General features: G+C 69.0%; 19 protein-coding genes and 2 tRNA genes. 8 read left to right on the top strand and 13 right to left on the bottom strand.

Annotated features, from left to right (window positions below; translation table 11 throughout):
• Positions 1–440 precede the first annotated feature (440 nt).
• On the bottom strand, positions 441–2,648 hold the full coding sequence (locus G539_RS0116260; RefSeq protein ID WP_029076131.1) for an esterase-like activity of phytase family protein: 2,208 nt from the start codon (positions 2,646–2,648) through the stop codon (positions 441–443).
• A 238-nt stretch (positions 2,649–2,886) separates the two neighbouring features.
• Between G539_RS0116260 and G539_RS0116255 the strand changes: the two genes are divergently transcribed.
• From G539_RS0116255 to G539_RS0116245, 3 genes are all read left to right on the top strand, one after another.
• Positions 2,887–2,962: transfer RNA gene (locus tag G539_RS0116255), tRNA-Lys, on the top strand.
• A gap of 57 nt (positions 2,963–3,019) precedes the next feature.
• Positions 3,020–3,095 (top strand) — tRNA-Lys (locus tag G539_RS0116250).
• A gap of 129 nt (positions 3,096–3,224) precedes the next feature.
• Positions 3,225–3,548: a hypothetical protein gene (locus tag G539_RS0116245; RefSeq protein ID WP_156912003.1), complete on the top strand. Its 324-nt coding sequence runs from the start codon at positions 3,225–3,227 to the stop codon at positions 3,546–3,548.
• Positions 3,549–3,588: 40 nt separating this feature from the next.
• Here G539_RS0116245 and G539_RS0116240 read toward each other — a convergent pair whose 3' ends face one another.
• Both G539_RS0116240 and G539_RS0116235 read right to left on the bottom strand, forming a co-directional pair.
• The gene (locus tag G539_RS0116240; protein WP_156912002.1) at positions 3,589–4,209 is read right to left on the bottom strand and encodes a hypothetical protein; all 621 of its coding nucleotides are present in this window, start codon (positions 4,207–4,209) and stop codon (positions 3,589–3,591) included.
• 143 nt (positions 4,210–4,352) lie between these two features.
• Positions 4,353–4,676 carry a hypothetical protein gene (locus G539_RS0116235; RefSeq protein WP_029076128.1) on the bottom strand — a complete coding sequence of 108 codons (324 nt, stop codon included), beginning with the start codon at positions 4,674–4,676 and terminating at the stop codon, positions 4,353–4,355.
• Positions 4,677–4,844: 168 nt separating this feature from the next.
• Here G539_RS0116235 and G539_RS0116230 point away from each other — a divergent pair, with 168 nt between their 5' ends.
• Positions 4,845–5,129, top strand: coding sequence for a helix-turn-helix domain-containing protein (locus G539_RS0116230; RefSeq protein WP_029076127.1), 285 nt, complete (start codon positions 4,845–4,847; stop codon positions 5,127–5,129).
• Positions 5,130–5,145: 16 nt separating this feature from the next.
• On the opposite strand, the gene G539_RS0116225 is transcribed toward G539_RS0116230, so the two are convergent.
• Positions 5,146–5,712 carry a sterol desaturase family protein gene (locus G539_RS0116225; protein WP_029076126.1) on the bottom strand — a complete coding sequence of 189 codons (567 nt, stop codon included), beginning with the start codon at positions 5,710–5,712 and terminating at the stop codon, positions 5,146–5,148.
• Positions 5,713–5,882: 170 nt separating this feature from the next.
• On the opposite strand from G539_RS0116225, the gene G539_RS0116220 reads away from it, so the two are divergent.
• Positions 5,883–6,782 (top strand): trypsin-like serine peptidase, encoded by a 900-nt coding sequence (locus G539_RS0116220; protein WP_029076125.1) that lies wholly within the window; start codon positions 5,883–5,885, stop codon positions 6,780–6,782.
• A gap of 25 nt (positions 6,783–6,807) precedes the next feature.
• Here the strand turns inward: G539_RS0116220 and G539_RS26775 are convergent, their stop codons facing one another.
• The 5 genes from G539_RS26775 to G539_RS0116195 form a co-directional block, all read right to left on the bottom strand.
• A complete protein-coding gene (locus G539_RS26775) occupies positions 6,808–6,957 on the bottom strand; it encodes a DUF1127 domain-containing protein (protein WP_084640043.1) in 150 nt (49 codons plus the stop codon).
• A 113-nt stretch (positions 6,958–7,070) separates the two neighbouring features.
• The gene (locus tag G539_RS25140; RefSeq protein WP_051231521.1) at positions 7,071–8,318 is read right to left on the bottom strand and encodes an MFS transporter; all 1,248 of its coding nucleotides are present in this window, start codon (positions 8,316–8,318) and stop codon (positions 7,071–7,073) included.
• Between the two features lie 142 nt (positions 8,319–8,460).
• The gene (locus G539_RS26770; RefSeq protein WP_210162837.1) at positions 8,461–8,616 is read right to left on the bottom strand and encodes a DUF3309 family protein; all 156 of its coding nucleotides are present in this window, start codon (positions 8,614–8,616) and stop codon (positions 8,461–8,463) included.
• A 77-nt stretch (positions 8,617–8,693) separates the two neighbouring features.
• Positions 8,694–9,935: an MFS transporter gene (locus tag G539_RS0116200; protein WP_029076124.1), complete on the bottom strand. Its 1,242-nt coding sequence runs from the start codon at positions 9,933–9,935 to the stop codon at positions 8,694–8,696.
• Between the two features lie 241 nt (positions 9,936–10,176).
• Positions 10,177–16,437: an apolipoprotein A-IV repeat region-like domain-containing protein gene (locus tag G539_RS0116195; RefSeq protein ID WP_029076123.1), complete on the bottom strand. Its 6,261-nt coding sequence runs from the start codon at positions 16,435–16,437 to the stop codon at positions 10,177–10,179.
• A 755-nt stretch (positions 16,438–17,192) separates the two neighbouring features.
• On the opposite strand from G539_RS0116195, the gene G539_RS0116190 reads away from it, so the two are divergent.
• The 3 genes from G539_RS0116190 to G539_RS0116180 all read left to right on the top strand — a co-directional run bounded on the left by G539_RS0116190 (position 17,193) and on the right by G539_RS0116180 (position 19,275).
• Positions 17,193–17,513, top strand: a complete 321-nt coding sequence (locus G539_RS0116190) for a 2Fe-2S iron-sulfur cluster-binding protein (protein ID WP_029076122.1) — start codon at positions 17,193–17,195, stop codon at positions 17,511–17,513.
• 130 nt (positions 17,514–17,643) lie between these two features.
• A complete protein-coding gene (locus G539_RS0116185) occupies positions 17,644–18,672 on the top strand; it encodes an NAD(P)/FAD-dependent oxidoreductase (protein WP_029076121.1) in 1,029 nt (342 codons plus the stop codon).
• A gap of 93 nt (positions 18,673–18,765) precedes the next feature.
• Positions 18,766–19,275, top strand: coding sequence for a cupin domain-containing protein (locus G539_RS0116180; RefSeq protein WP_029076120.1), 510 nt, complete (start codon positions 18,766–18,768; stop codon positions 19,273–19,275).
• A gap of 244 nt (positions 19,276–19,519) precedes the next feature.
• Here G539_RS0116180 and G539_RS0116170 read toward each other — a convergent pair whose 3' ends face one another.
• From G539_RS0116170 to G539_RS0116155, 4 genes are all read right to left on the bottom strand, one after another.
• Positions 19,520–20,542, bottom strand: coding sequence for a YcjF family protein (locus G539_RS0116170; RefSeq protein ID WP_029076119.1), 1,023 nt, complete (start codon positions 20,540–20,542; stop codon positions 19,520–19,522).
• The gene (locus G539_RS0116165) at positions 20,539–22,002 is read right to left on the bottom strand and encodes a YcjX family GTP-binding protein (protein ID WP_029076118.1); all 1,464 of its coding nucleotides are present in this window, start codon (positions 22,000–22,002) and stop codon (positions 20,539–20,541) included. Before G539_RS0116165 ends, G539_RS0116170 begins: the two co-directional genes overlap by 4 nt.
• Positions 22,003–22,092: 90 nt before the next feature.
• Positions 22,093–22,638: a SixA phosphatase family protein gene (locus G539_RS25135; protein ID WP_035831486.1), complete on the bottom strand. Its 546-nt coding sequence runs from the start codon at positions 22,636–22,638 to the stop codon at positions 22,093–22,095.
• A gap of 110 nt (positions 22,639–22,748) precedes the next feature.
• Positions 22,749–23,246 (bottom strand): hypothetical protein, encoded by a 498-nt coding sequence (locus G539_RS0116155; RefSeq protein ID WP_029076117.1) that lies wholly within the window; start codon positions 23,244–23,246, stop codon positions 22,749–22,751.
• Between the last annotated feature and the right edge of the window lie 161 nt (positions 23,247–23,407).

The following is a 23,407-nucleotide window of genomic DNA, read 5'->3' as shown; positions in this document are numbered from 1 at the left end:
GTCTGGCCCGTAATTGGACAAGGCCCGCCACGCCGCCTTCCCTTCACCTCTCCCTGAGGGAGAGGTCGGAGCGAAGCTCCGGGTGAGGGGGTAGGGAACCACCTGGATAGGTCGCAGCCCCTCACCCGCCGGCCTCCGGCCGTCGACCTCTCCCTCTGGGAGAGGTAGAGATTTGCCGCCCGCGATCCGCTCCGCCCTCATCCTGAGGTGCTTCGCGTGGGCGAAGCCTCGAAGGAGGCTCCAGCGTGACGCCGGTCCTAGGTGGAGTCGCGCCCCAGGCGGGCGTGGGTACTGGGCCCTCCTTCGAGGCCCGGCTTCGCCGGGCGCCTCAGGATGATGGTCGAGCATGGGAGGCCGTCCGGCCATGAGAGGCGGGTCCCAAACGAAAACGGCGTCCCGCTTGCGCAGGACGCCGCCATTCCCGGCCCTGAGGCCAGGTCTTACTTCGGCACGGCGATCTTGCCGAGGCGCAGGAACTGCGTCTCGCCGGAATGGTCGTCGACGCCGTCATTGTCGGTGATCGCGTAGCCATTGCCGGCGGCGTCGAGGGCAAAGCTCTCGATCTTGTCGAGGACATAGCCGTTCGTCGCCTGCAGCAGCGGCAGAAGGTCGGTGAGGTCCTGCTTCGCGACCTTGGGCAGTTCGCCGCCGAGCGGGGCAGCGGTGACGCCGTCGAGCGAGACGAAGGTCAGCTTCTTGATCTTCGCGTCGCGGCCGATCTGGTTGTCGCGCTCGATGGCGACGAGGCCGCCCGGCACCGCGGTGAGCTCGGAGAGGCCGACCCAGCCCTTTTCCGCCTTGTCGAGCGGATAGTGCACGGCGCCCCATTCCTTCGACGCGGGCTTGTAGGCGAGGAGCTTGGTGAAGCCCTTCGGATCGTCCTTCCACTCACGCTGCACGGCGACCCAGACGGTCTCGTCGGCACCGGAACCGGTCACCGTCACGCCCTCGAAGCCGAAGCGCGTGGCATGGGCCGCGAGCGCCTCGGGAAGCGCGATCTCCTCCTGCACGACGCCCTTGGCGTCGACGCGGACGAGCGAGGACTGGGTCTTGTTCTTTTCGCGCTCGGGATTGCCTTCCGAGGCGAGCCAGAAGCCGCCGTCGCTCGAGAGCGCGATGCCCTCGAGGTCGAGCTTCTCGACCGGCTTGCCGTCCTTGGTGACGGTGATCTCCTCGGTGATCAGCGCCGGGGTGTTGGTGGCGTCGATCGTCAGGATGCGGCCGATCGACTGGGCGCTGTCGATGACGGCGTAGAGCTTGCCGGCTTCCCTGGCGTCCGCGACGGTGCCGGAGAGCGCCGCCCAGGCGATCGGCTTGCCGTCCTTGTCGGCCGAGGTGATGGTCGGGTAGGCGGCCGGCGCGTCGCTGCGCTCGTAGATCGTCACGACGGAGCCGATCAGGCCGTCCTCGCGCAGGTCGTTCTCGGACGCCGTGACGAAGAGCTTGCGCGCGGGGATGGCGAGCAGGCCCTCGGGGCCGATGCCGCCCGGCAGCGCCTGCAGCAGCGTCGGCGCCTTGCCGGCCCCCTCGTCCTTGTAGACGCCGACCAGCGAGGCGCGCTCGGAGCCGACGAAGATCAGATGATCGTCGCCGAAGCTGGCGACTTCGGCGCCTTCCGGCTCGTTGCCCTTCTTGTTGCGCTTTTCCGGATAGTGGCCGAGGCGGGCGGTCTCGTATTCGAGCGCGGTGCCGCTCTCGTAGTCGACGGTGCCGTCGGTCCTGAAGATGGTGAAGCCGCGCGAGCCGCCCTTCCAGTCGCCCTCATTGGCGGTGACGAAGCGCTCCGCGTCGATCCACTGCACGCCGTCCGGCTCGCGGGCGACCTTTTCCATTTTGCCGGAGAGGTCGATCACGCCGTCCTTCTTCACGTCGATGCCGTCGAGGTCGACGGCGCCGGCGGAGAAGTGGTTCACGACCTTGCCGGTGGCGAGGTCGGCGATGACGATGTGGTTGTTTTCCTGAAGCGTCAGGACGACCTGGTTCTGGTCGTTGATGTCGACGAATTCGGGCTCCGGATCCTCCGGCGCGATCGCGGCGAGGCCGGCCACGTCGATCGTCGCCTTGGCGGCGCAATCGACGCCGTCGGCGCCGACGGCGAAGCTCAGCAGCGAGCCACCGGGCAGCTGCGGGATGGCGCCGTCATGGATGTCCTCGTCACGCTCGTTCTCGATCGCGATGGCGAGGAACTTGCCGTCCGGGCTCCTGGCGAGCGAGTCCGGCTGGCCGGCGAGGTCGCAGGTCGCCTTGACCGTCTTCGAGGCGAGGTCGATGACAGCGAGATGGCCCGAGGGCTCGCTCTTCGACTTCGACGTGACGACGCCGACATAGGCGCGGCCGCCGATCACGACGGTCGAGGTCGGCTCGCCGTCGAGCGCCACCGTGCCGGCGTGCTTCGGCGCCTTCGGGTCGGTGATGTCGATCAGGCCGATGCGCTGGCCGGGGCTGTCGGTATAGACCAGCGTCTGGCCGTCCTCGGTCGCGGTGATGATCTCGGCGACGGTCTCCTTGGCGGCATCGGCATCGCCGGGCAGATTGTCGACGACGTGGAACGTGCTGATGCGGTTGAACATCTCGGCGGCGTTCGAGGCGAGCGCGGTGCCGGCGAGGAGAGAGGCGGCGAGCGCGCCGCGCAGGATCGGCTTCAACATGATTTCCCCAATCATTTCATGGCCCTCTGAGGCGCGGACGCCTGGATCGCGGCGCAATAGAGCGGCGGCCGATGACGTCGGGATGACGGTTGCGTGACAGTTTCATGCCGTCCCGCGCCGGCATTCGGGAAGATTTCCACAGTCCGTTGAACGGGCGGCTGGACAGGCCGGGAGCGCTTTGCTACATACCGCCTCGTTCCGGGGCGCCGCAGCGCAGGTTGCGACGCCGCCAGACGATGGGTGCATAGCTCAGTTGGTAGAGCAGCTGACTCTTAATCAGCTTGTCCTAGGTTCGATCCCTAGTGCACCCACCACCGATTTCGGCAGGCGAGCCGCAGATCTATAAAGATCGGTCCCGCCGCGTCGCTTTCGGGTGCATAGCTCAGTTGGTAGAGCAGCTGACTCTTAATCAGCTTGTCCTAGGTTCGATCCCTAGTGCACCCACCACTTCAAAAGGCCGCCTGGTTCATCGAACCGGCGGCCTTTTTCGTTTCAGAGCGCAATTGGGGCATGCGACCCGCGAAACCCGCAATGAGGGGAGCGCGCGACCCGCAGCCGATTCGCAACGGGGGCAGCATGCAGGTCATAGGCGGGATCGTTGTTTTCGGGCTTTGGGGCTGCCTGCTTCTCTTTCAGGCGTTCGCCTTCTTTGAAGGCCTGGATGCCTGGTTCGGCCTCGGAACGGCCGCCTCGATCCTTGCCTTCGTGGTGGCGGTCCTTGCAGGACAGCTCGGTTCGTTCGCCATGATCGTTGTCGCGATCTACGGGATGGTCCATGGCTGGGGCTGGCCCTGGTGGCAGGCGGTCGCTGTTGCCTGTCCGTTGCTGGCCATCGGCTTCCTGATGGCGGGCAGTCTCGGGATCACGACCGTGATGCTAAGGGCGTTCCGCCGGTCCTAGACCTGCGTGTCGGCCGCGACAGGGGCATCGAGTTCGTTCGTCACCCGCACGCGAACATCGCGGATCCCGGGGGCGGCTCGAGGCCGAGCGCCGCATAGAAGGCGACGACGCTTCCTCCGCGCGCGACCGAATCGTCATAGTCGACGACGCTGACCGGGCCGACATGCCGCGACAGGAGCGCGATCTGGCGCTCGTAGTCGAAGAGTTGCGGGCTGTGCATGGTCATCAACTCGTCGGCGCTGACCGACAGGGTCTGCTTGCGGGCCATTTCGGCCGCGAGCGAGATGGCAAACGCGCGCTTCTCCCGGACGAACATCAGAACGGAAACGTCAAACGGCGACAGCCAGCGGCGCAGGCGCTTCAGATAAGCCTCCCGCGCCGGCCAGTACGCGGACGAATCCGACCAGGATGCCGAGGTCCAGTCCATTCCGAGGACATGGCGATAGAGCGGTTCCGAGCTGATCACGATGCGATCCTGCGGATGCGCGGCCTTGCGAACGTAGGTACGGAATATGGCTGCCCGCGCGCGTTCCTCGGGTCTGTCGCCGGCAAGGCAATGCGCGAGATCGTGATGGGGGTGGCTGGACGGTATCAGCGCTCGCGGCGGCACGGGATAGAACAGGCCGCGCTCGCGGTCATAGGGGCGATGATCGTGCAGCACCTTCTGGATGCTGGTGGTGCCGGTCTTGTGCGTTCCAACATGCAGAAGGAGGCGGGGCTTCCGTCCGAATCTCCACACGACCTTGCCTCGATATTTCCTGCCTGGGAGCCCCGATCTAGCACGGTACCTGCGGATGACGCTGCCTAGATCGCGTCGTCGTCCCCAGCCGGGCCGCCTTCGCCTTCGAGGCGGGCGATCTGCTTGGCGTCCTGGCGGGTGAATTTCAGCCGGACGCCGGCGCCGAACCCATCTGCCTCGGGGAGGAGGACCGCGCCGAAATGCTCCAGCGCATGGAGGATCGCCTCGGAGTCCGTCGCCGATTCGAGCAGCGCGCTGCCGCTGTCCTCGGCGAGGCGCATGTGCTCGACGTCGAGACCGGCGCGGCGCGCCAGGACCTCGAGGCTGACGCCGGTCAGCGCGCGTGCCGCAGCGATCAGGCGACCGGTCAGAAAGGGGGGCTCGAACATGGATCCTCCTGGCTGGCTTCCATCATGGCGCGCGCGCCGCGCCGTCGCAACCGGCCGCGGCAGCGCGGTGACGCCTCGTGGCCGGGCGGACGGCAAGCCGGCGCATTGCCGTTCCCCCGCGTCGGTGGTCTACTGGTTTTCCCAAAAGCCTCCCGATGGTGCAGCGACATGAACGTGGTTCAATGCAGGATGGCGCGAGCAGGCCTGGGCTGGAGTGTCGAGGACCTCGCGCTCAAGTCCGGCGTTTCGCTCGACGTGGTGCAACGCTTTGAGGGCGGCGAAACGGTCGGCCCCCGCGTCGATCTCCTGCTCCGCGAGACGCTCACGGCCGCCGGCGTGATCTTCGAGGATGACGGGCAGCTGGTCGAGGGCGGTCCGGGCGTCCGCCTTCGCCGCGCCCAGCGCGACGAGGGCAAGCGGCCCGAGGAGCTGAGCTCCGCCAACGACGGCTGATCGGGCTTCCGACGCCTCAGCGCCGGGCGCGAGCCGCCTGGCCGGGGCGGTCGGGGATCGCCGTGCCGAAGACGTGGTCCCAGAACAGGGTCGTGACGCCGAAATTGCCCTCCACGTCGTTGTGGTGGTGCAGGGCGTGGCGGCGCTTCACCTTGTACAGGTAGCTGCCATGCGGCGGATGCCAGTGATGCAGCACGTGGTGGACGAAGCTGTAGCCGACATAGCCGGTGACGACGCCGGCGGTGAAGCCGCTGGCGATGCCGAGCCCGAACAGATACCAGCTCGGCCAGAAGACGACCGCCGCGATGACGACGAAGCTGAGCCAGATCGGCGTGCCGATCAGGTCGGTCGGCGCCGCGTGGTGTTGGTCGTGCAATTCTCGGAAATAGACGACGTTGTGCAGCACGCCGCGATGGATCAGGTATTCCGCCAGCGTCCAGACAGACAGTCCGACCGCATAGGCGGCGATCCAGGTCAATGGACTGATCGACCCCTGCCAGAAGATCGCCGCCGCGACCAGGCCGGCCAGGGTGACCGGATAGATGACGAAATCGGAATAGTAGGTGACCGGTCTCAACTGCATTTCAAAAACCCAGTCTCGATACGCGTCGGAAAGATGCTCCCATGAATTGAGCCAGCTTAACGGCTGGACCACAAGTGGCGAACCGAAACTCGCTGCAAATATGTTTACGCAAGGTGATCGAGGCGTGCATCGCTGGTGACGCAGGCGGGGCGGCATGGCAATGTCGCGCCATGCGCACCCTCCTTTTCTGCCTCGCCCTCTGCCTTCCCTTGCCGTCCCAGGCTCTCGATCTCGGGGTTTCCGCCGGGCGGGCCCTGGTCGCCGGCCCCGTCGCCGGAACGCCGCCCTACCTCACGCCGGTCAACATCATCGACGGCAAGGATGACCGCGATTCGCTCCCCGTGATCGGGCTGTCGCTCGGCCTGTCGCGCGGCGAGATGAGCCGGATCCGACAGGTCTCGGGCTATGTCGGCTGCCTGTCGCCGTCGCCTTCGGTCGGCTCGGGCGCACTGTTCCTGACCAACCAGCAGATCCTGACCGCCGCCCATGTCTTCTTCGAGCCGTCGGGCAAGCGGCGCTGGAAATGCTTCTTCCGGCCGCAGAGCCCCGGCGGGCCGATGATCGACCTCGTCGTCGACGACGGCACGAAATTCGGGTCGAAGCGGCCGAAGGCGGGATCGAACAATGACTGGGCGATCGTGCGGCTGGCCGAGCCGGTGGCCGGCGCCGTGCCGTTCCCGGTCGCGCCCGACGTGCCGGTCCGAAACGGCGACAAGCTGGTCGTCATCAGCGCGCATCCGGCCGACATGGAAAAGGAAGTCGACAAGGACATTCCCGTCGCGCAGGGCTGCCGCGTGCGGCGCTCCATCGACAAGTCGCGCTCGGCGGCGGCGACCTCGTTCTTCCGCACGGATTGCGACGCGACGGGCGCTTCGTCCGGCGGCATGCACCTCTCGCGAGTCAATGGCGAGCTGGTGTTCCGCGGCATCACGATCACGACCGGACCGTGGCGGGATCCCCGCTACAAGGGCGCCCCTTACAGCGAGAAGGGGGGCAGCGTTACGACCGCGCTCGGGACCGACGCTGCCATTCTGGATGCGGGCCGCGCCTTCGCCTCGGGCGGCTTCTGATCAGGCGGGCGGAGCGGCTGGCCCATCAGCGCTGCCGCGCGCCGCTGACATAGGCGTCGATATCGCCGCGCGAGACGCCGATGTCGCGCAGCATGCGGTCGTCCATCGATAGCAGGCTGTTGCGCGCCTGGCGTTGGCGCCACCAGCGGGTCAGGCCGTTCGTGTTCCGGGACATGGTGTTCTCCTCTCCAGGCTTCGGCCGTGATGGCCGACGTCGGCTTGATAGGAGAAATCGGGCCGGCCGGATGTGATGCGGGTCACGCAGCGGAAGGTTGCGCTCGCCGGAGATCAGCCGAGATGCACGGCGGCGGCGCTGCTCGCGCTCGTCGCGCCCTCGAAGCGCGGCAGCAGGTAGATGCAGGCGACGGCCGGCAGCGTGATCAGCGCGAAGGCGACCGCGAGCGCCGGCAGGCCGTACTGTATGAACGGCGCGACCAGCGCGGTGCCGATCGTCGGCAGCAGCGTGATGGCGAGCATCAGCGCCGCCGAGCCGCGCGCCTCGTCGGGCGCGGAGGCAGCCAGCGACTTGACGAAGCCGACACCGCCGCGCAGGCCGAGCCCCGCCGTCACCGGCAGCATGATCAGGAGCAGGACGACGACGCTGGAACCGCCCGCGAGGGCATAGGCGAGGAGGGCGAGCGCCGAAGCGCCGACCAGCAGGGTTCCGATCGTCACCAGCCGTTCCGGGCCCCAGCGATTGACGAAGATGCCGGCGAGGTTGGACGTCACCACGAACATCGCCACGCTCAGGAGCTGGAAGACGACGAAGGCGTTGACCGAGCTGCCCATCGTCTCGACCATCACATAGGGGGCGCTGAACACGAAGGTGATCAGGCCGCCGAGGATCAGCGCATGGCTGAGCGCGTAGCGCAGATAGGGCGCGTTGCGGAGCAGGCCGAGATAGCTGCCGGGCTTGGCGTCGGCGTCGCGCTGCGGCATCGAGGGCAGCAGCGACGGCCGCGCCAGGATGACGAGGCCGACCGCCGCGCCCAGCACGGCGGGGACAATGAAAGAAGCCTGCCAGCCCGAGACATGCAGCAGCCAGGCGCCGATCAGCGGCGCGAGACCGGGCACCAGCGACTGGATGCTGCCGATGACGGAGACGGCGCGGACGGCGCCCGTCTCGGTGAAGAGCTGGCGCAGCATCGGCGCGGGCAGCACGGCGGCGCCGGCCGAGGTCGCGCCCTGCACGACGCGGATGGCGTTCAGCGTCCAGATGTCGGTCGCGAAGGCGGCGAGGCCCGAGACGATCGCATAGGCGACCAGCGACCAGCCGAGCAGGCGGCGGGCGTCGACGCGGTGCGCGATGGCGCCGAACAGGATCAGCCCGACGCTGGAGCCGCCCATATAGGTCGCCAGCACATACTGCGCCGCCTGCGCATCGCCGCCGAGCAGCGACGGCAGCATCGGGATGGCCGGCAGGACGAGGTCGATCGACACCATCGTCGCCAGCGTTCCGATCACGAGCACGAGGCAGGCGACGAAGCGGGCCTTGTCCGAGCGGGGGGCGTCGGCAGTCGAATCGGGGCGGGACATGCGAGGCATCCGGAAAGGGTCGGATGCGTCTGCTAGCGCATGTGCCGCCGGGAGGATAGTGCCGAAACGGCAGGGGCCGGCCCGTCGAGGCCAGCCCCGTGTCGATGTGGGCGCCCCGCAGCGGGGCGCGAAGACCCTGCCGTCAGAGGCGTCCCATCAGGAGCAGGATCAGCAGGATGATCAGGATCAGGCCGAGACCGCCGCTTGGATAGTAGCCCCAGCCCGAGCTGTACGGCCAGCTCGGCAGTGCCGCGACCAGCAGGATGACGATGATGATCAGCAGTATGGTGCTCATGATGTTCCCCGATGGATCGATGCCGGTTCAACGCGGCGCGCACGCCATCGGTTCCACAACCTGGGCGTCGGCGGCCCCGTTCAGGGGCGGCCGTCGAGATGGCGGGCGCGGCGCAGATCGGGGAACCAGCGGCTCCAGAGCCCGGCGACGGCGACCGTGCCGGCGCCGCCGAGCACCACCGCCGCGACGGCGCCGAACGCCGCCGCCGACATGCCGGCGCGGAATTCGCCGAGCTCGTTCGAGGCGCCGACGAACACCATGTTGACGGCGTTGACGCGGCCGCGCACGGCGTCCGGCGTCCAGAGCTGGATCAGCGTCTCGCGGATATAGACGCTCACCATGTCGCTCGCCCCCATGACGATCAGCGCCACGATCGAAAGCCAGACGACGGAGGAGAGGCCGAACAGCACGGTCGACAGGCCGAACAGCGTGACGAAGGCGAAGAGCATCAGGCCGGCATGGTTGCGGATCGGGTTGAAGGCGAGCCAGGCGGCGACGCTCAGCGCGCCGATCGCTGGCGCGGCGCGCAGCAGGCCGAGGCCCCAGGGGCCGACCTCGAGGATGTCGCGCGCATAGACCGGCATCAGCGCGGTGGCGCCGCCGAGCAGCACGGCGAAGAGATCGAGCGAGATCGCGCCGAGGACGATCTTCTCCTTCCAGACATAGCGGAAGCCGGCGATCAGCGTTTCCCAGCTCGCCTTGTCGTTCAGGATCTTCTGCGGCGGCTTCGGCACGAACAGGATCAGCACCGCGCCGATCGCCATCAGCGCCAGCGCCACGCCATAGGAAGCCTCGGGCGCGGCGCCATAGAGCAGGCCGCCGGTGACCGGGCCGACGATGGTGGCGATCTGCCAGGCCGACGAATTCCAGGCGATGGCGCTGGCGAGGTCCTTGGGCGGCACGAGGTTGGGCGCCAGCGACTGCTGCGCCGGGCCCATGAAGGCGCGCACGACGCCGAACACGAGCAGCACGGCGAAGACGATGATGACGTTGGTACTGCCGGAAACGGTGAAGAGCAGCAGAGCCAGCACGCAGAGCGCCTCGCCGGCGAGGCAGAGCGCCATGATCATGCGGCGGTTGAAACGGTCGGCGACCGAGCCGGTGACGAGCACGAGCAGCAGCGCCGGCAGGAACTGCACCAGCCCGATCAGGCCGAGATCGAACGGGTCGCGCGTCATGTCGTAGACCTGCCAGCCGACCGAGACGCTGACGATGTTGACGGCGAAGGTCGCGCAGAGCCGGGACAGCCAATAGAATAGGAAGCCCCGATGCTGGAAGGCACCAAAGCTGTGGCGCTTATGCGCGGCCGAAGTATCGGGCATTGCGGGAGGTCCAAACCGCCGCCGCGCGGGGAGGGGAAGGGCGCGGCGTGAAAATCGTGCCGATTGTCTACATCGTCGCTGCCGCCCGGGAAACCGCGAACTGCGGTCGGGCGCGCCGACGGGCGGCGGTGTGACCTTCTCGTCGCGGCACGGGGTACCGTCTGCCCGGTTGCCCTTGTGCCGGCATGAAAAAAGGGCGCTGCCGAAGCAGCGCCCTTTTCGCATTCTATCGCCGGACCGCTCAGTCGAAGCGGCCGCTCGCATGGGCGAGCATGGTGTAGACCTTGCCCGTGTCCGAGACGAGATAGGCGTTGCTGGCGGCCGGATCCTGGCCGTTGCGCGCCACTTCGCTCAGGAGCCGCTCGAAATCGCCGACATAGCGATCGACCGCCGCCTTGAACTCCGCCTCGCGCTGATACTTGCGACGGATCTCGTCGAAGGTCTGCTGGCCCTGCAGCGTGTAGAGGCGGCGGGTGAAGACGTTCTTCTCGCCGCGCTGGTGACGCTCCCACAGGTCGGCCGCGGCGCGCGGGTCGATGGCGCGGGCGATTTCGCTCGACAGGTTGCCGAGCGAGGCGCCGGCGCTGCTGCCGTTGCGCTGGGCCGCGGCGGGCGCCTCGCGGCGCTCGGCCGGAGCCTGCTCCTCGTCGCGCGAGGCGCGGCGCAGCAGGTCGGACACCCAGCCACGCGGCTCGGCCGCTTCCTCCGCCGCCGGAGCGGCGGCGGGCTTGGCGGCGGCCTGGCGGACGGGCTGCGGCGCCGGGCGCGGCTGCTCGGCCACGGCCGGGCGGGCCGGGGCGGGGCGCTGGACGACCGGAGCGGCGGCAGTTGCGGCAACGGCCGGGGCGACGCGGGCCGGCTCGGCCGCGGCGGCCTGGCGGGCCGGACGCGTGAAGACCGGGGCGGCGTCGGCCGCGCGGGCGCGCGGCGCCGGCGTGCCGGGCGCCGAGACGTCGAGCGACTTGCCGTGCTTGCCGACGATGTCGGACAGCTCGGACAGCGCCTTCAGCTGGTCGGTGACGACCCGACGCATGGCGTCGGCGCTCTCGCGCGTTTCGGCCGGAAGCTCGAGCACGCCGCGCTTCAGCTCGTTGCGGGTGACCTCGAGGTCGTTCTGCATCTCCTTGGCGGCGGAGCGCATCTCGTCGGTCGCGGCGGCGAACTGCTTGGTCGCCTGGGCGACGACGGCGGCCATGTCGTCCATCAGCGCGCGGTTGGCCTCGCGGACGACGTTGGCGGCCTTGAGGCTCTCGTTGCTAGCGGTCGCCTGCATGCCCTCGAGGTTCTCCAGCACGCCCTTGGCGGCGTTCTCGCTGGAGCGGGCGAGCATCTTGGCGACCTCGGCGGCGCGCTCCTCGGCGTCCTTCAGCGAGGTGCTGACGGTCTCCGTGAAGTTGCGCATCATGCCGTCGAGTTCCGACGAGCGGGCGGCGAGCGTCGCGGCCAGCTGGTCGAGCGCGACGCGGCGCTGGTCGATCGAGCCCTCGATCTCGGCATTGGCCGAGGTGAGGTTCTGCGCCGCCACGGTGAGCGAACGGCCCTGGTCCTCGAAGCGGCCGGCGATGGCGCCGACATTCTCGAGCACGTCCTTCGACACGTCGCGCAGCATCGCGACCTGCGTCGCCAGCACGGTCGACGAATTCTGCGTGCCGTCGATCGCCTGCTCGATCGCCTGGGCGAACTCGCCCGTCCGGGTCGCGAGGCCCGTCTCGATCTGGTTCAGGTTGTCGGTCGTGCGCGTCAGCAGCGCGTTCAGCATGTCGTTCGACTGGGCCAGCCGCTCGACGATGCCGGCGACGTCGGTGCGCAGGCGCTCGTTCGTCGCGCTGAAGTTCTGCGAAACGGACTCGCCGCTCTCGAGCAGGGCGCGGGCCGCGTCGTCGGTGCGCGACAGCACCATCGATACGATCTCGGAGCCCTTGGTGGACAGGAGGTCGACGATGGTGTCGCCGGCGTTGGCGACGCTGTTGGTGAGGTCGTTGCCGCGACGGTCGATGGCGGCGACGAGACGGTTGCCTTCGCCATCAAGCAGCTGGGCCAGCTCGGCGCTGCGGCTCTCCAGCACCTCGTTGAAGGCGCGGGTCCGCTCCTCGAGGGCGCTGGCCGTGTTCATGGCGCGGCCACCGAGACTCTGCTCGATCTCGAGCGAGACGCGGGCGATCTGTTCGGCCGCCTCGGAGGAGACACGCGACAGGTGGCCGGCGGCCTCGTTGCTCGAGGACGACATCAGTTCGGCGGTCGAGCTGGCGAGCTGCGACAGGCGCTCCGACGCCTGCTCGGCCGAGAGGGTGACGGCCTCGGAAGCGCCGGCCGCGGAGCGGGCGAGCGTCTGCGAGACGTCGTCGAGCGACTGCGACAGCGACTGCGTCGCATGCAGCGCCGACTGGGCGAAGTTCTGGGCGGCGTCGCTGGCCGACTGCGCCATCGCCTGCGAGGCGTCGCTGGCCGACAGGCGCAGCGCGTCGCTGGTCGAGCTCGACGCGGTCACCAGCTGCTCGGTCGCCTGCGACAGCGAGCCGACGATCTGCTCGGCGACCCGGACCGATTCACGGCCGAGCGTCGAGGTGATGTCGCTGAGGCGGGTCGAGAGGATCTGGTCCATCTGGCTCGCCCGCGCGTCGAAGCTGCTGGCGGCCTCGACGGCCTTCTCGCCCAGCGTCTCGTTGATCGCGTGCCAGCGGTCGGACAGCATGTCGGACAGCGCCTGGGTGCGGTCGGAGAGGCGGGTCGACACGTCCGACAGGCGGTCGTCGATGATCGTGCCGATCTCGGACTGGCCGACCGAGAACGTCTCGGCGAGGTCGCGGGTGCGCTCGATCAGCGTCTCGTTGATCTGGCGCGAGCGGGCGTCGAGGGCGTCGTCGATGCGGCGGGTGCTGCTGTCGAGCGTCTCCGAAACCATGCCGAGCTTCGATTCGATCGCGTCGCCGAAGCCGGTGAGGCGGTCGGCCAGGGTCGAGTCCATCAGGTTGGCGCGGTCGGCGAAGCGGGTGACCAGCTCGGGGCCGCGCACTTCGATGATGTCGCGCAGCGCCGCGAAGCGCTCGTCGAGGCCGGTGGCGATTGCCTGGCCGCGATCGTTGATCAGCTCGCCGAAACGGTTCGACGTGTCGAGGATCTGCTCGTGCACGCCGGTGGCGCGGCTCTCGATCTCGCGCGCCAGGCGCGCGCCCGAGGCGGCGATGCGGTCATGCGCATCGACGGCCTGGGTCTCGATGTCGCCGAGCAGCGTGGCGCCGGTATGGACGATGCGCTCATGCACGGCATTGGCGCGGTTCTCGATCTCGCCGGCGATATCGGTGCCGGAGGAGACGATGCGGTCATGCGTTGCGAGCGCGCGGGTGGCGATCTCGTCGGCGAGCGTCGTGCCGGAGGCGACGATCTGCTCATGCGCGGCGCGGGCCTGGCTGCTGATCTCGTGGCTCAGCGTGGTGCCCGAGGTGAGGATCTGCTCGTGGGCGGCGCGGGCCTGGCTGCTGATCTCGTCGCTGAGCGTCGTGCCCGAGGTGAGGATCTGCTCGTGGGCGGCGCGCGCCTGGCTGGTGATCTGGTCGACAAGGCCGGTGCCCGAGGACAGGATCTCGTCATGCGCGGCGCGGGCCTGGCTGGTCAGCTCGCCGATCAGCGTGTTGCCGGAGGACAGGAACTGCTCGTGGGCGTCGCGGGCCTGGGTGGCCATCTGGTCGACGAGGCTGGTGCCCGAGGACAGGATCTCGTCGTGCGCGGCGCGGGCCTGGCTGGTCAGCTCGCCGATCAGCGTGTTGCCAGAGGACAGGAACTGCTGATGCGTCGACAGCGTCTGGCTGGCGATCAGGTCGGCCAGCGTCGCGCCGGACTCGATCACCTGCTCATGCGCCAGGTTGGCCTGGCTGGCGATATCGCCGATCAGGGCGGTGCCGGCCTCGACGAGGCGGTCATGCACGGCGCCGGTGCGGGTCTCGATCTGGCCGATCAGGCCCGAGCCAGCGGCGATGACGCGCTGATGCACGGTGTTGGCGCGGCTCTCGATCTCGTTGGCGAGCTCGGTGCCCGAGGCGACGATGCGCTGATGCACGGCGGTGGCGCGGTTCTCGATCGCGTCGGCGAGGTCGGTGCCCGAGGTGAGGATACGCTGGTGGACGTCGGTGCCGCGGCTCTCGATCTGGCTGGCGACGTCGCTGCCCGAGGCGAGGATCCGCTCCTGCGCTTCCAGCGCCCGGCGCTCGATCTCGCTCGAAAGCTCGGTGCCCGAGGCGATGATGCTCTGGTGCACGGCGTCGGCGCGCTCGGTGATGTCCTTGGCGAGGTCCGAGCCCGAGGAGAGGATGCGGCCATGCACGCCCTCGATCTCGTTGGCGAGGTCGTTGCCCGAGGCCAGGATGCGCTGATGCACGGCGGTGGCGCGGCTCTCGATCTCGTCGGCCAGCTGGGTTCCGGAGGCGAGGATCTGCTGGTGCGCGCTGTCGGCCCGGTTGGCGATCTCGTCGACGAAGCGGTTGCCCGAGGCGAGGATGCGCTCGTGGATGTCGGTGCCGCGATTCTCGATCGTCGAGGCGAGCTCGTTGCCCGAGGCGAGGATCTTCTGGTGCACGGCGGTGCCGCGCGTCTCGATGGCGTCGGCGAGCTGCTGGCTCGATTCGACGATCAGGTCGTAGACCGCCGTGCCGCGGCTTTCCATGTTGTCGGCGACCTGGCGGCCGGAGTCGACGATGCGATCGTGCAGCACGTTGGCGCGGGCGGCGATCGTCTCGGAGATCTCGTTGCCCGAGGCGATGATCGTCTCGTTGACCTTGAGGCCGCGGACGGCGATCGCCTTGGCGACTTCGCCGCCGACGGTGGCGAGGCGCTCGGTCAGCTCGGCTGAGCGGGCGTCGAAGGTCTCGTTCACGGCGTTGGAGGCGCCGTCGATGGTCTCGCGCAGCGCCGCGGTGCGGGCCTCGATCAGGTTGGCCATGATGTCGCCGGCGGCGGTCAGTCGGTCGGCGAGACCGCTGCCGTCGATCGCGATGGCGTCCTGAATCCGGTCGCCGGTCAGCGCCAGGCGGTCGGCGAGGTCGCCGCCGCGGGCCGTGATGGTGTCGGCGATGCGGGTGCCGGTCTCGTCCAGCTTCTCGTTGATCTCCTGGCCGCGCAGCGCCAGGTCGACGATCAGGCTGTCGGCGTTCGACTTCAGCGCCGCGTTCACCTCGCGGGTGTGCAGCGAGATCGTCTCGGCGACCTGGTTGCCAGTGACCGAGATCGAGCGGGTCATGTCGGCGGTGCGGCGGTCGAGGCCCTCGGTCAGCTCGTCGGTGACGCGGGCCAGCGTCTCGTTGACCTCGCGGCCGCGCTCGGCGACCGTTTCGGCCATGGCGCGGCCGGTGGTCTCGAGCGTCTCGTTGATGTCGGCGCTGCGAGCGAGCAGCACGTCGGTGACCTCGACGCTGGTGCGCGACAGCGATTCGGTGACGTCGCTGGCGGCGCTCGACAGGCGGCTGACCAGGTCCTCGCCGCGCAGCGACAGCTTGCTGATCATGTCGTCGCCGGCGCTGCCGAGGGCCGAGGTGATGGTCTCGCCGCGGCCGGCCAGAGCCTGGGTGATGCGGTCGCCGGAGCCGATGATGTTGGCGGCGATCTGCTCGCTCGCCTCGCCGAGGTCCTTGGACAGCGATTCCTGCGCCGACACGATCGACGAACGGACGCGCTCGGAATTGATGACGATGGCCTCGCGCTGGTTGGCGAGATCGTCGATCAGGCCGCGCATGCGCACTTCATTGTCGGAGTAGGAGCGCTCGAGGGCGGCGACCTCGTTGTGGACGAGGAGCTCCAGCTCGCTGGCGCGGGCGAGCGCCCGCTCGATGCCGTCGCCCATGGCGGCGACTTCGCGGCGGATGGCCTGGCTGACGGTGACGACGGCCTCGGAGGCGGCGTCCTCGGGCTCGGACAGGCGCGCGGCGACATCCGAGATGGAGCGCGCGGCGATGCGCATCTCCTGGGCGCGGGCGACCATGATGGCGATGCCCCAGACGATGCCGATCGGCAGCACCAGGGCGAGGGCGAGATTGGAGAACAGGGCGGAGCCGACGGCGTCACCGGAGAACAGGCTGACGCCGGCCGCGCTGGCATAGGCGGCGATGGCGCCGGCCCAGACCACCGAGATCAGCGTGGCGGCCGGATAGATCAGGCGCGAGGGACGACGGGCGGGCAGGCTGGCGCCGGAGACGCGGCGATCGTCATTGGCCGGCATGCGGCCGCGGCCGGGCTGGCGGCCGCGCGGGGCGGCGGGCGCCTCGTCGCGCGTCGGCGCCGGCAGGGCGCGGCTCAGCGGCGCCGGCTCGGCCTTGCGGGACGCCTCGCCCTTGCGCGGGGCGTCGCCCTTGCGGGGCGCCTCCTGCAGGCGGGGCTGTTCCAGCCGGCGATCGCGCGGCGCGACCGCCTTGGCGGCCTGGGCACCATTCGGGGAGTTGAAATCGATCCGGAGCGCTTCCTCCACGGCGGTGAGCGCTGCGTCCGCCGGGTCCTTGGACTTCGGGGTATTCGCCATCTTTGTAGCCTCGCGTCCGTACTCGATACTGTGTCGGCCGCTTCGGCGGAGTGACCCGCCGAAAGCACGAGGATGCTTCCAGGACACGGCAGGCGCTTGCACTCGCGCCACGGTCGCCATGCCCCGTAGATCAGTCCGTCGCCCGACAGCGCAATACAACGCGTTGCCGGATCGGCCTTCACACCCTTGCCCGTAGCCTCACCTTTTGGCACATTCGGCGCGGGGGTACAAGAAAGTACGGCTTTCGGCCGTCATTTGTTAACAAGGTATTTACGCGCAGCGTCGTGCCTGCCTCAGGTGCCCGGTTCCCGATCCGGACGCCCCGCCCAAGGTTTACCTCGACTGGCAGGTCGAGGTCCTGCGTCGAGCGATCGCTCATTGTGGCGAAATTCTGTCGATGCAGTCGGGTGGGCAGGCTGGTGGCCTGAATAAAGCTCCAGAGAACTGATCGGCGTTTCATCTATTCTTGCGTGTAGATGTGTCGGTCGACCGGCTGTTCGGGATGGACTGGTCACGCGGCCGTGTTCTTCTCGGATCAGCCTCCATCGAAATCGCGCTCTGCGCGTCAAAAAGGGGCGTCGGGGCGCCGGTCGCCCGCCAGTCTTTGTTAACGCTAGCATCAGCTTTTGCCAGGCCGGACCCGCCGGATCGCCGGCCATGCGCGATCCGTCGCGGCGTCGGCCGCCTCGCGGCCCTTGGCACATGCGGCGCATTTCGCCTATAGGGGGCAGTCCTTATCCAGCGTTCCGGATCCCATGGCCAAGATCACCTACATCGCCTTCGACGGCACCGTCTTCGACATCGAGGCTCGTGACGGCACGACCGTCATGGAAAACGCCGTCCGCAATGCCGTGCCGGGCATCGAGGCCGAATGCGGCGGCGCCTGCGCCTGCGCCACCTGCCATGTCTATGTCGACGAGGCCTGGGTCGAGGCGACCGGCGAGCCGGAGCCGATGGAAGAGGACATGCTGGATTTCGCGCAGGACGTGCAGCCGAACTCGCGCCTGTCGTGCCAGATCCGCGTCAAGCCGGAGCTCGATGGCCTGATCGTCCGCATCCCCGAACGCCAGGGCTGAGCGGCGCCGCTTGGAAGGTTTTGCTCGGCAGACCGTCTGGCGGCAGAACATTGATGCTTTGCAGGGACGGCGGCAGCCGCTAAATCTCGCGCGCGTTCATTCGCGCGGTCTCACTTGCAATGGAATGATCATGAGCGAAACGATCGAAGCCGATGTCGTCATCGTCGGTGCGGGCCCAGTCGGGCTGTTTGCCGTTTTTGAACTCGGTCTTCTCGACGTTCGCTGCCATCTGATCGACATCCTGGACAAACCCGGCGGCCAATGCGCCGAGCTCTATCCCGAGAAGCCGATCTACGACATTCCGGCCTTTCCGATCATTACCGGCGACGGCCTGACCGAGAACCTGCTCGCCCAGATCAAGCCGTTCGATCCGACCTTCCATCTCGGCGAGATGGTCAACGGCATCGAGCGTCTGGAGGACGGCACGTTCCGCGTCACCACCGACGCCGACAAGGTGTTCCACACCAAGGTCGTCGTGATCGCGGCCGGCGGCGGCTCGTTCCAGCCGAAGCGCCCGCCGGTTCCGGGCATCGAGGGCTATGAGGGCAAGTCCGTCTTCTATTCCGTGCGCAAGATGGAAGCGTTCCGCGACCACGACATCCTGATCGTCGGCGGCGGCGACTCCGCGCTCGACTGGACGCTGAACCTGCAGCCGATCGCCAGGAGCGTCACGCTGATGCATCGCCGCGACGCCTTCCGCGCCGCGCCCGACAGCGTCAACAAGATGCGCGCCCTGGTCGACGCCGGCGAGATGAAGCTGATCTTCGGCCAGGTGACCGGCCTCGAGGGCGAGGACGGCCACGTCTCGCACGCCGTCATCACCGACAATGACGACCAGGAGCATCGCCTGCCGACGACGCGCCTGCTGCCGTTCTTCGGCCTCACCATGAAGCTCGGCCCGATCGCCAACTGGGGCCTGAACCTGCACGAGAACCTGATCAAGGTCGACACCGAGAAGTTCCAGACCTCCGAGCCCGGCATCTTCTCGATCGGCGACATCAACTGGTATCCCGGCAAGCTCAAGCTGATCCTGTCGGGCTTCCACGAGGCGGCGCTGATGGCGCAGGCCGCGGGCCGGATCGTCTTCCCGGAGAAGAAGATCCTGTTCCAGTACACGACGTCCTCGACCAGCCTGCAGAAGAAGCTCGGCGTCGCCTGACGACGCCGCGGGGCGGGCGGCGATTTCGACGGGCGCGGGGGAACTCCGCGCCCCGCTTGGCCGTTTTCTTGGCGGTCGCAGCCGGAGGTGACGATGCTCGCAAGTCCGCACCATTTCGCCGATGGCGGCGATGTTCCCAACAATCCGGACCTGCCGCTCATCCTCTATCGCCAGGCGCTCGTCGCGGCGGGCGAGGATCGCGCCAGGGCGTTCGAGCGTCTGTTCGCCGCGCATGGCTGGGGCGGCACCTGGCGGAACGGCATCTATCCCTTCCATCACTATCATTCGACCGCGCATGAGGTGCTCGGCATCGCCTCCGGCAGCGCCACGGTGCAGCTCGGCGGCGCCGAGGGCGAAACCGTCGAGCTCAAGGCCGGCGACGCGGTGCTGATCCCGGCCGGCGTCGGCCACAAGCGGCTCGCCTCGAGCCCCGACCTCCTCGTCGTCGGCGCCTATCCGCATGGCCAGACCTGGGACCTGATCCGGGCCGACGACGTCGTCGACGGCGCGGCGGTGCGCGCCCGCATCGCGGTGGTGCCGATGCCCGAAAGCGACCCCATCCTCGGCAGCGCCGGTCCGCTCGGCTCGCTCTGGGCGGCGTGACGTCCGTTTCCCGAGCCTGCCTCTGCAGCCTCCAAGGCACGACCATCATCCTGAGGTGCCCGGCGAAGCCGGGCCTCGAAGGAGGGTCCAGTGCGCGAGATGGAGACTGCAGACACGTTCCCGCAGTCGGCGCTCCGCTGGATCCTCCTTCGAGGCTTCGCAAACGCGAAGCACCTCAGGATGATGGTCGTGCGGATTGATCGGCCCGAAGGGCTCTGAGCGCGGGCCGCTGGTTGCGAGGGGGCTACGCGTCGCCCTTCGGCGCCTTGCCCGTATTGAGCTTGGTCAGTTCGGCCATGAAGTCGGCCATCGCCGGCGGCTTCTCGACGAGGAAGGGCAGGGGCCGGCAGACATCGATCGCCGCGATGCCGACGCGGGCCGTCAGGATGCCGTTGATCACGCCTTCGCCGAGCCGGGCGGAGAGCCGCGCGGCGAGGCCATGGCCGAGGATCTGCTGCACGATCGAATCGCCAGCCGCCATGCCGCCGGTCACGGCGAGATGGGCGATGACGGTGCGGGCGAGGCGGATGAAGCCGAGCGTGCCGGGCCGGCCGCCATAGAGCTGGCCGAGCTGGCGGATCAGCCGGAGCGCCGTGAACAGCACGAAGATCAGGTCGACCGCGGCGCGCGGCGAGATGGCCGTCACCAGCGTCACGCGCTTGGCGGCCGAGAGCACCAGCGTCTGCGCCGCCGCGTCGAGCGGCTTCAGCAGTTCGTGCTCGGAAAGGCCGATCAGGTCGCGTCCGTCGATGATCTCGGCGGCGTGCAGCTCCAGCGCGGCGCGGCCATGGGCGGTATCGGGCCGCTCCTTGTAGAGCGTGGCGAGGTCGCGCACCGTGGCGCGGGCCGCGACGCGGTCGTCGCGGCGGGCGGCGTCCTCGGCGTGCTCGCGGATGCGGGAAATCCGTCTGAGCCGCAGCAGTCCGCCAATCTCGCGCGCCGCCAGCGCGGCGAGGGCGACGAGCGCGACGGCGGCGACGACGACGGCGAACCAGCCGAGCCATTCGGCGCGCTGGAACAGGTCGCGGATCAGCTGGTCGACGGCAAGCCCGATGCCGAGCGACAGCAGGATGCCGAGCGCGGAGAGCAGGATGTTGGCCCAGCGCATCGGCTTCGGCGGCTTCGGCGCCCCGACCGGCAGCTCCATCTCCTCGGGTTCGGTGATGACGACGGGGCGGTCGCCCGGGCGATGCGCGATGTCGGGATCGTCGACGACGCGGATGCGGTCGAGGCGGAATGCGGTCGGTTTGCGCGGCGTGTCGCTCATGCCAGCCGGTCTCCGATCAGGAACTCGAGCGCGCGGTCGAGGCGGATATGCGGCAGCGACAGCGTGATGCCCTCGGCCGTCCGTTCCAGCGCCGGCGGACGGAAGCGGACGAAGCGGAGCGCCGTCTGCTCGAGTTCGGAAGTTGAGTCAGGGCCTGCAAGAACTGATTCAGGATTGTTCGGCAAGTCCCCGGGAAAGAAGGCGATTTCGGTCTTGCCGTCGAAGGTTTCGCCATCGACCGTCTCGCCGGCGAGCGGGGTTCCGATGATCGACGGCAACTTCTGCGAGTCCTCGATGACGACGCCTTCACGCGTCGCCCGGACCGAGGCGAGCGCCGCCACCTCGACCCGCGCGCCGGCGGCCGAGGCGCGCTCGATCGCCGGGGCGAGCAGCCGGGCGAGGATCGATTCCAGCCGGTCGTGGTCGGCGTGGTGGAGATGGTCGGCCTTGGTGGCGCCGATCAGGATGCGGTCGATCCGGTGCGTCAGCAGGCTGGCGAGCCAGGAATTCGAGCCCGGCCGGTAGCAGCCGAGGATCTCGGTCAGCGCGGCGCCGAGATCGGCGACGGCGGCCGGGCCGGCATTCAATGCATTCAGCGCGTCGACCAGCACGATCTGGCGGTCGAGGCGGGCGAAGTGGTCGCGGAAGAACGGCTTCACGACAACCGATTTATACGCCTCGTAGCGTCGCGCCATCATCCGGCCGAGCGAACCCGGCGGGCTGCCGGCCTCCGGCTCGGGCAGGGGGGCGAAGGTCAGCGCCGGCGAACCCTCGAGGTCGCCGGGCATCAGGAAGCGCCCCGGCGGCAGGGTCGAGAGCGCGTTCTCGTCAGCCCGGCAGGCGCGGAGATAGTCGGTGAACAGCGCCGCCAGCTCGCGCGCGACGACCTCGTCCTCGGGAGCGGTCGGGTCGACCGTCTCGAGCCGCGCCAGCCAGGCGGCGGCCGCGGCGCGGCGGGCCGGGCTCCGCGCCATGGCCAGCGCCTCGCTCGACCATTGCGCATAGTCCTTGGCGAGCAGCGGCAGGTCGAGCAGCCATTCGCCGGGATAGTCGACGATGTCGAGATGCAGCTTGCCCGGCCCGAAGCGCTGCTTGAAATAGGAGGCGGATTCATAGGCGATGGTCAGGCGGAGCTCGCTGATCCGATAGGTCGAATCCGGCCAGATCCGCTGGTCGACCAGGGCGCGGACATGGTCCTCGTAGTCGAAGCGCGGCACGTCGTCGTCGGGCTGCGGCTCCAGCTTCGCGCCGGTGACGCGGCCGGAGGAATAGGCGCGGAACAGCGGCAGCCGCCCGCCATGGACGAGATTGTGGACCAGCGCCGTGATGAAGACCGTCTTGCCGGCCCGCGCCAGTCCGGTGACTCCGAGGCGCACGGTGGGCGAAATCAGGTCCGCCGCGCGATCGCCCAGCGTCGAGAGGGCGAGGCGCGCTTCGTCAGTCAGCGTGGTGAGCTTCAAGGGTCCCGTTCCTGGCCGGTCGCGGCCGATGCGTCTGGCCGACGAGCCGACCGCGCTCCATGTAGGCACGGCGCGCTGGCGGCGAAAGCCCTACTCGTCGTCGGCGGCGGGATCGGCGCCGACCAGCTCCAGTTCGCGCGGCCGGAAGAAGGCGACGACGCGCCCCGTGCGCGGGCGCAGCTCCGACCATTTGTGAATGTCGAAATCGATCACCGCCAGGCCGGCGGTGGGGAATTTGGACGCGATCTCGTCGCGCAGCGCCGGGTTGCCGCTGCCGATCAGTTCCAGCGCGGTGTCCTGCATGGTCGGGTTATGGCCGATCAGCATCAGGCTGCGGGCGTTGCCGCCGAGCGCGGTGACGCAATCGACATAGGCGTCGGCCCCGACCTCGTAGAGATCGCGGGTGATGCGGATGTCGAGCTCGGTCGGGATCATTGGCAGCAGGCCGATCAGCGTTTCGCGGGTGCGCCGCGCCGAGGAGCAGAGAATGCGGTCGGGTATCAGCCGATGCGTCGCCAGATGCTCGCCGATCATGGTCGCGGCGCGACGCCCGCGCGGCGCCAGCGGGCGGTCGAAATCGGCGAGTCCGGCGACGTCCCAGGCGGATTTGGCGTGGCGGAGCAGCAGAAGGCGCATGGCGGTCGTGTCGAATCCTGTTCCGCGACCGCGGTTCCGGAGCGTTTGCCGGCGCGGTCGAGACACTACGCTGACACGGCTTCAGCCCGACTTCAATCGGATCGTCGCGCTCATTCGGCGGCGACGCGCGCCAGTCTCGGGTCGCGGATCGGCGCGGCGGGCGGGGCGCTGACGGCGCGGGCGGGCGGCGGAGCGGCTTGGGGCGCGGCGGGGGCGGCGAGGCGGGTCTTCGCCGCCTCGCGGGCGGTGGCGAGCGCCGCCATGTCGATCCGCAGCACGGCGCAGAATTGTTCGTGCAGGCGCCGGAGCCGGTCGACGGAGCCGGGCAGGAAATAGTCGAGATCGGCGCCGACGGCGCCCACCGAGGCGAGCTCGTCGATGTAGCGCCGCGCATAATGGCCCTGGCGCGCCTCGAGCTCGGCCGCCGCGATCCGCTGGCCCTTGCGCAGCAAGGTCGTCTCGGCCTCGATCATCTGCAGCACCGCCTCCATCGTCGTCTCGATGCCGGCGCACAGCCGGATGGCGTCGTCGCGGTTGCGGATGGCGGGCGGGGCGGGCGCCTCGGGCGCGCGGCCGTGCGGGGCGTGCTGGAGGGGGAACTGGCTCACGGCGGCATCCTCGGTCAGGCGCGGCGGCGCGGAAGGGCTGGGGTGTCGCCGGCGGCGACGGGCACCAGGCAGCCCGCCCATTCAATCATCGTTAAGATTAACGAAGTTTTACCTTCCGTTGCGTTAATGCCACGGCGCGAGGGTGTATCCTGTCGGCAGCC

It is taken from the genome of Kaistia adipata DSM 17808 (assembly GCF_000423225.1).
In the GTDB taxonomy this organism is placed as follows: domain Bacteria; phylum Pseudomonadota; class Alphaproteobacteria; order Rhizobiales; family Kaistiaceae; genus Kaistia; species Kaistia adipata.
This window is presented reverse-complemented; position numbering and strand designations above follow the sequence as displayed.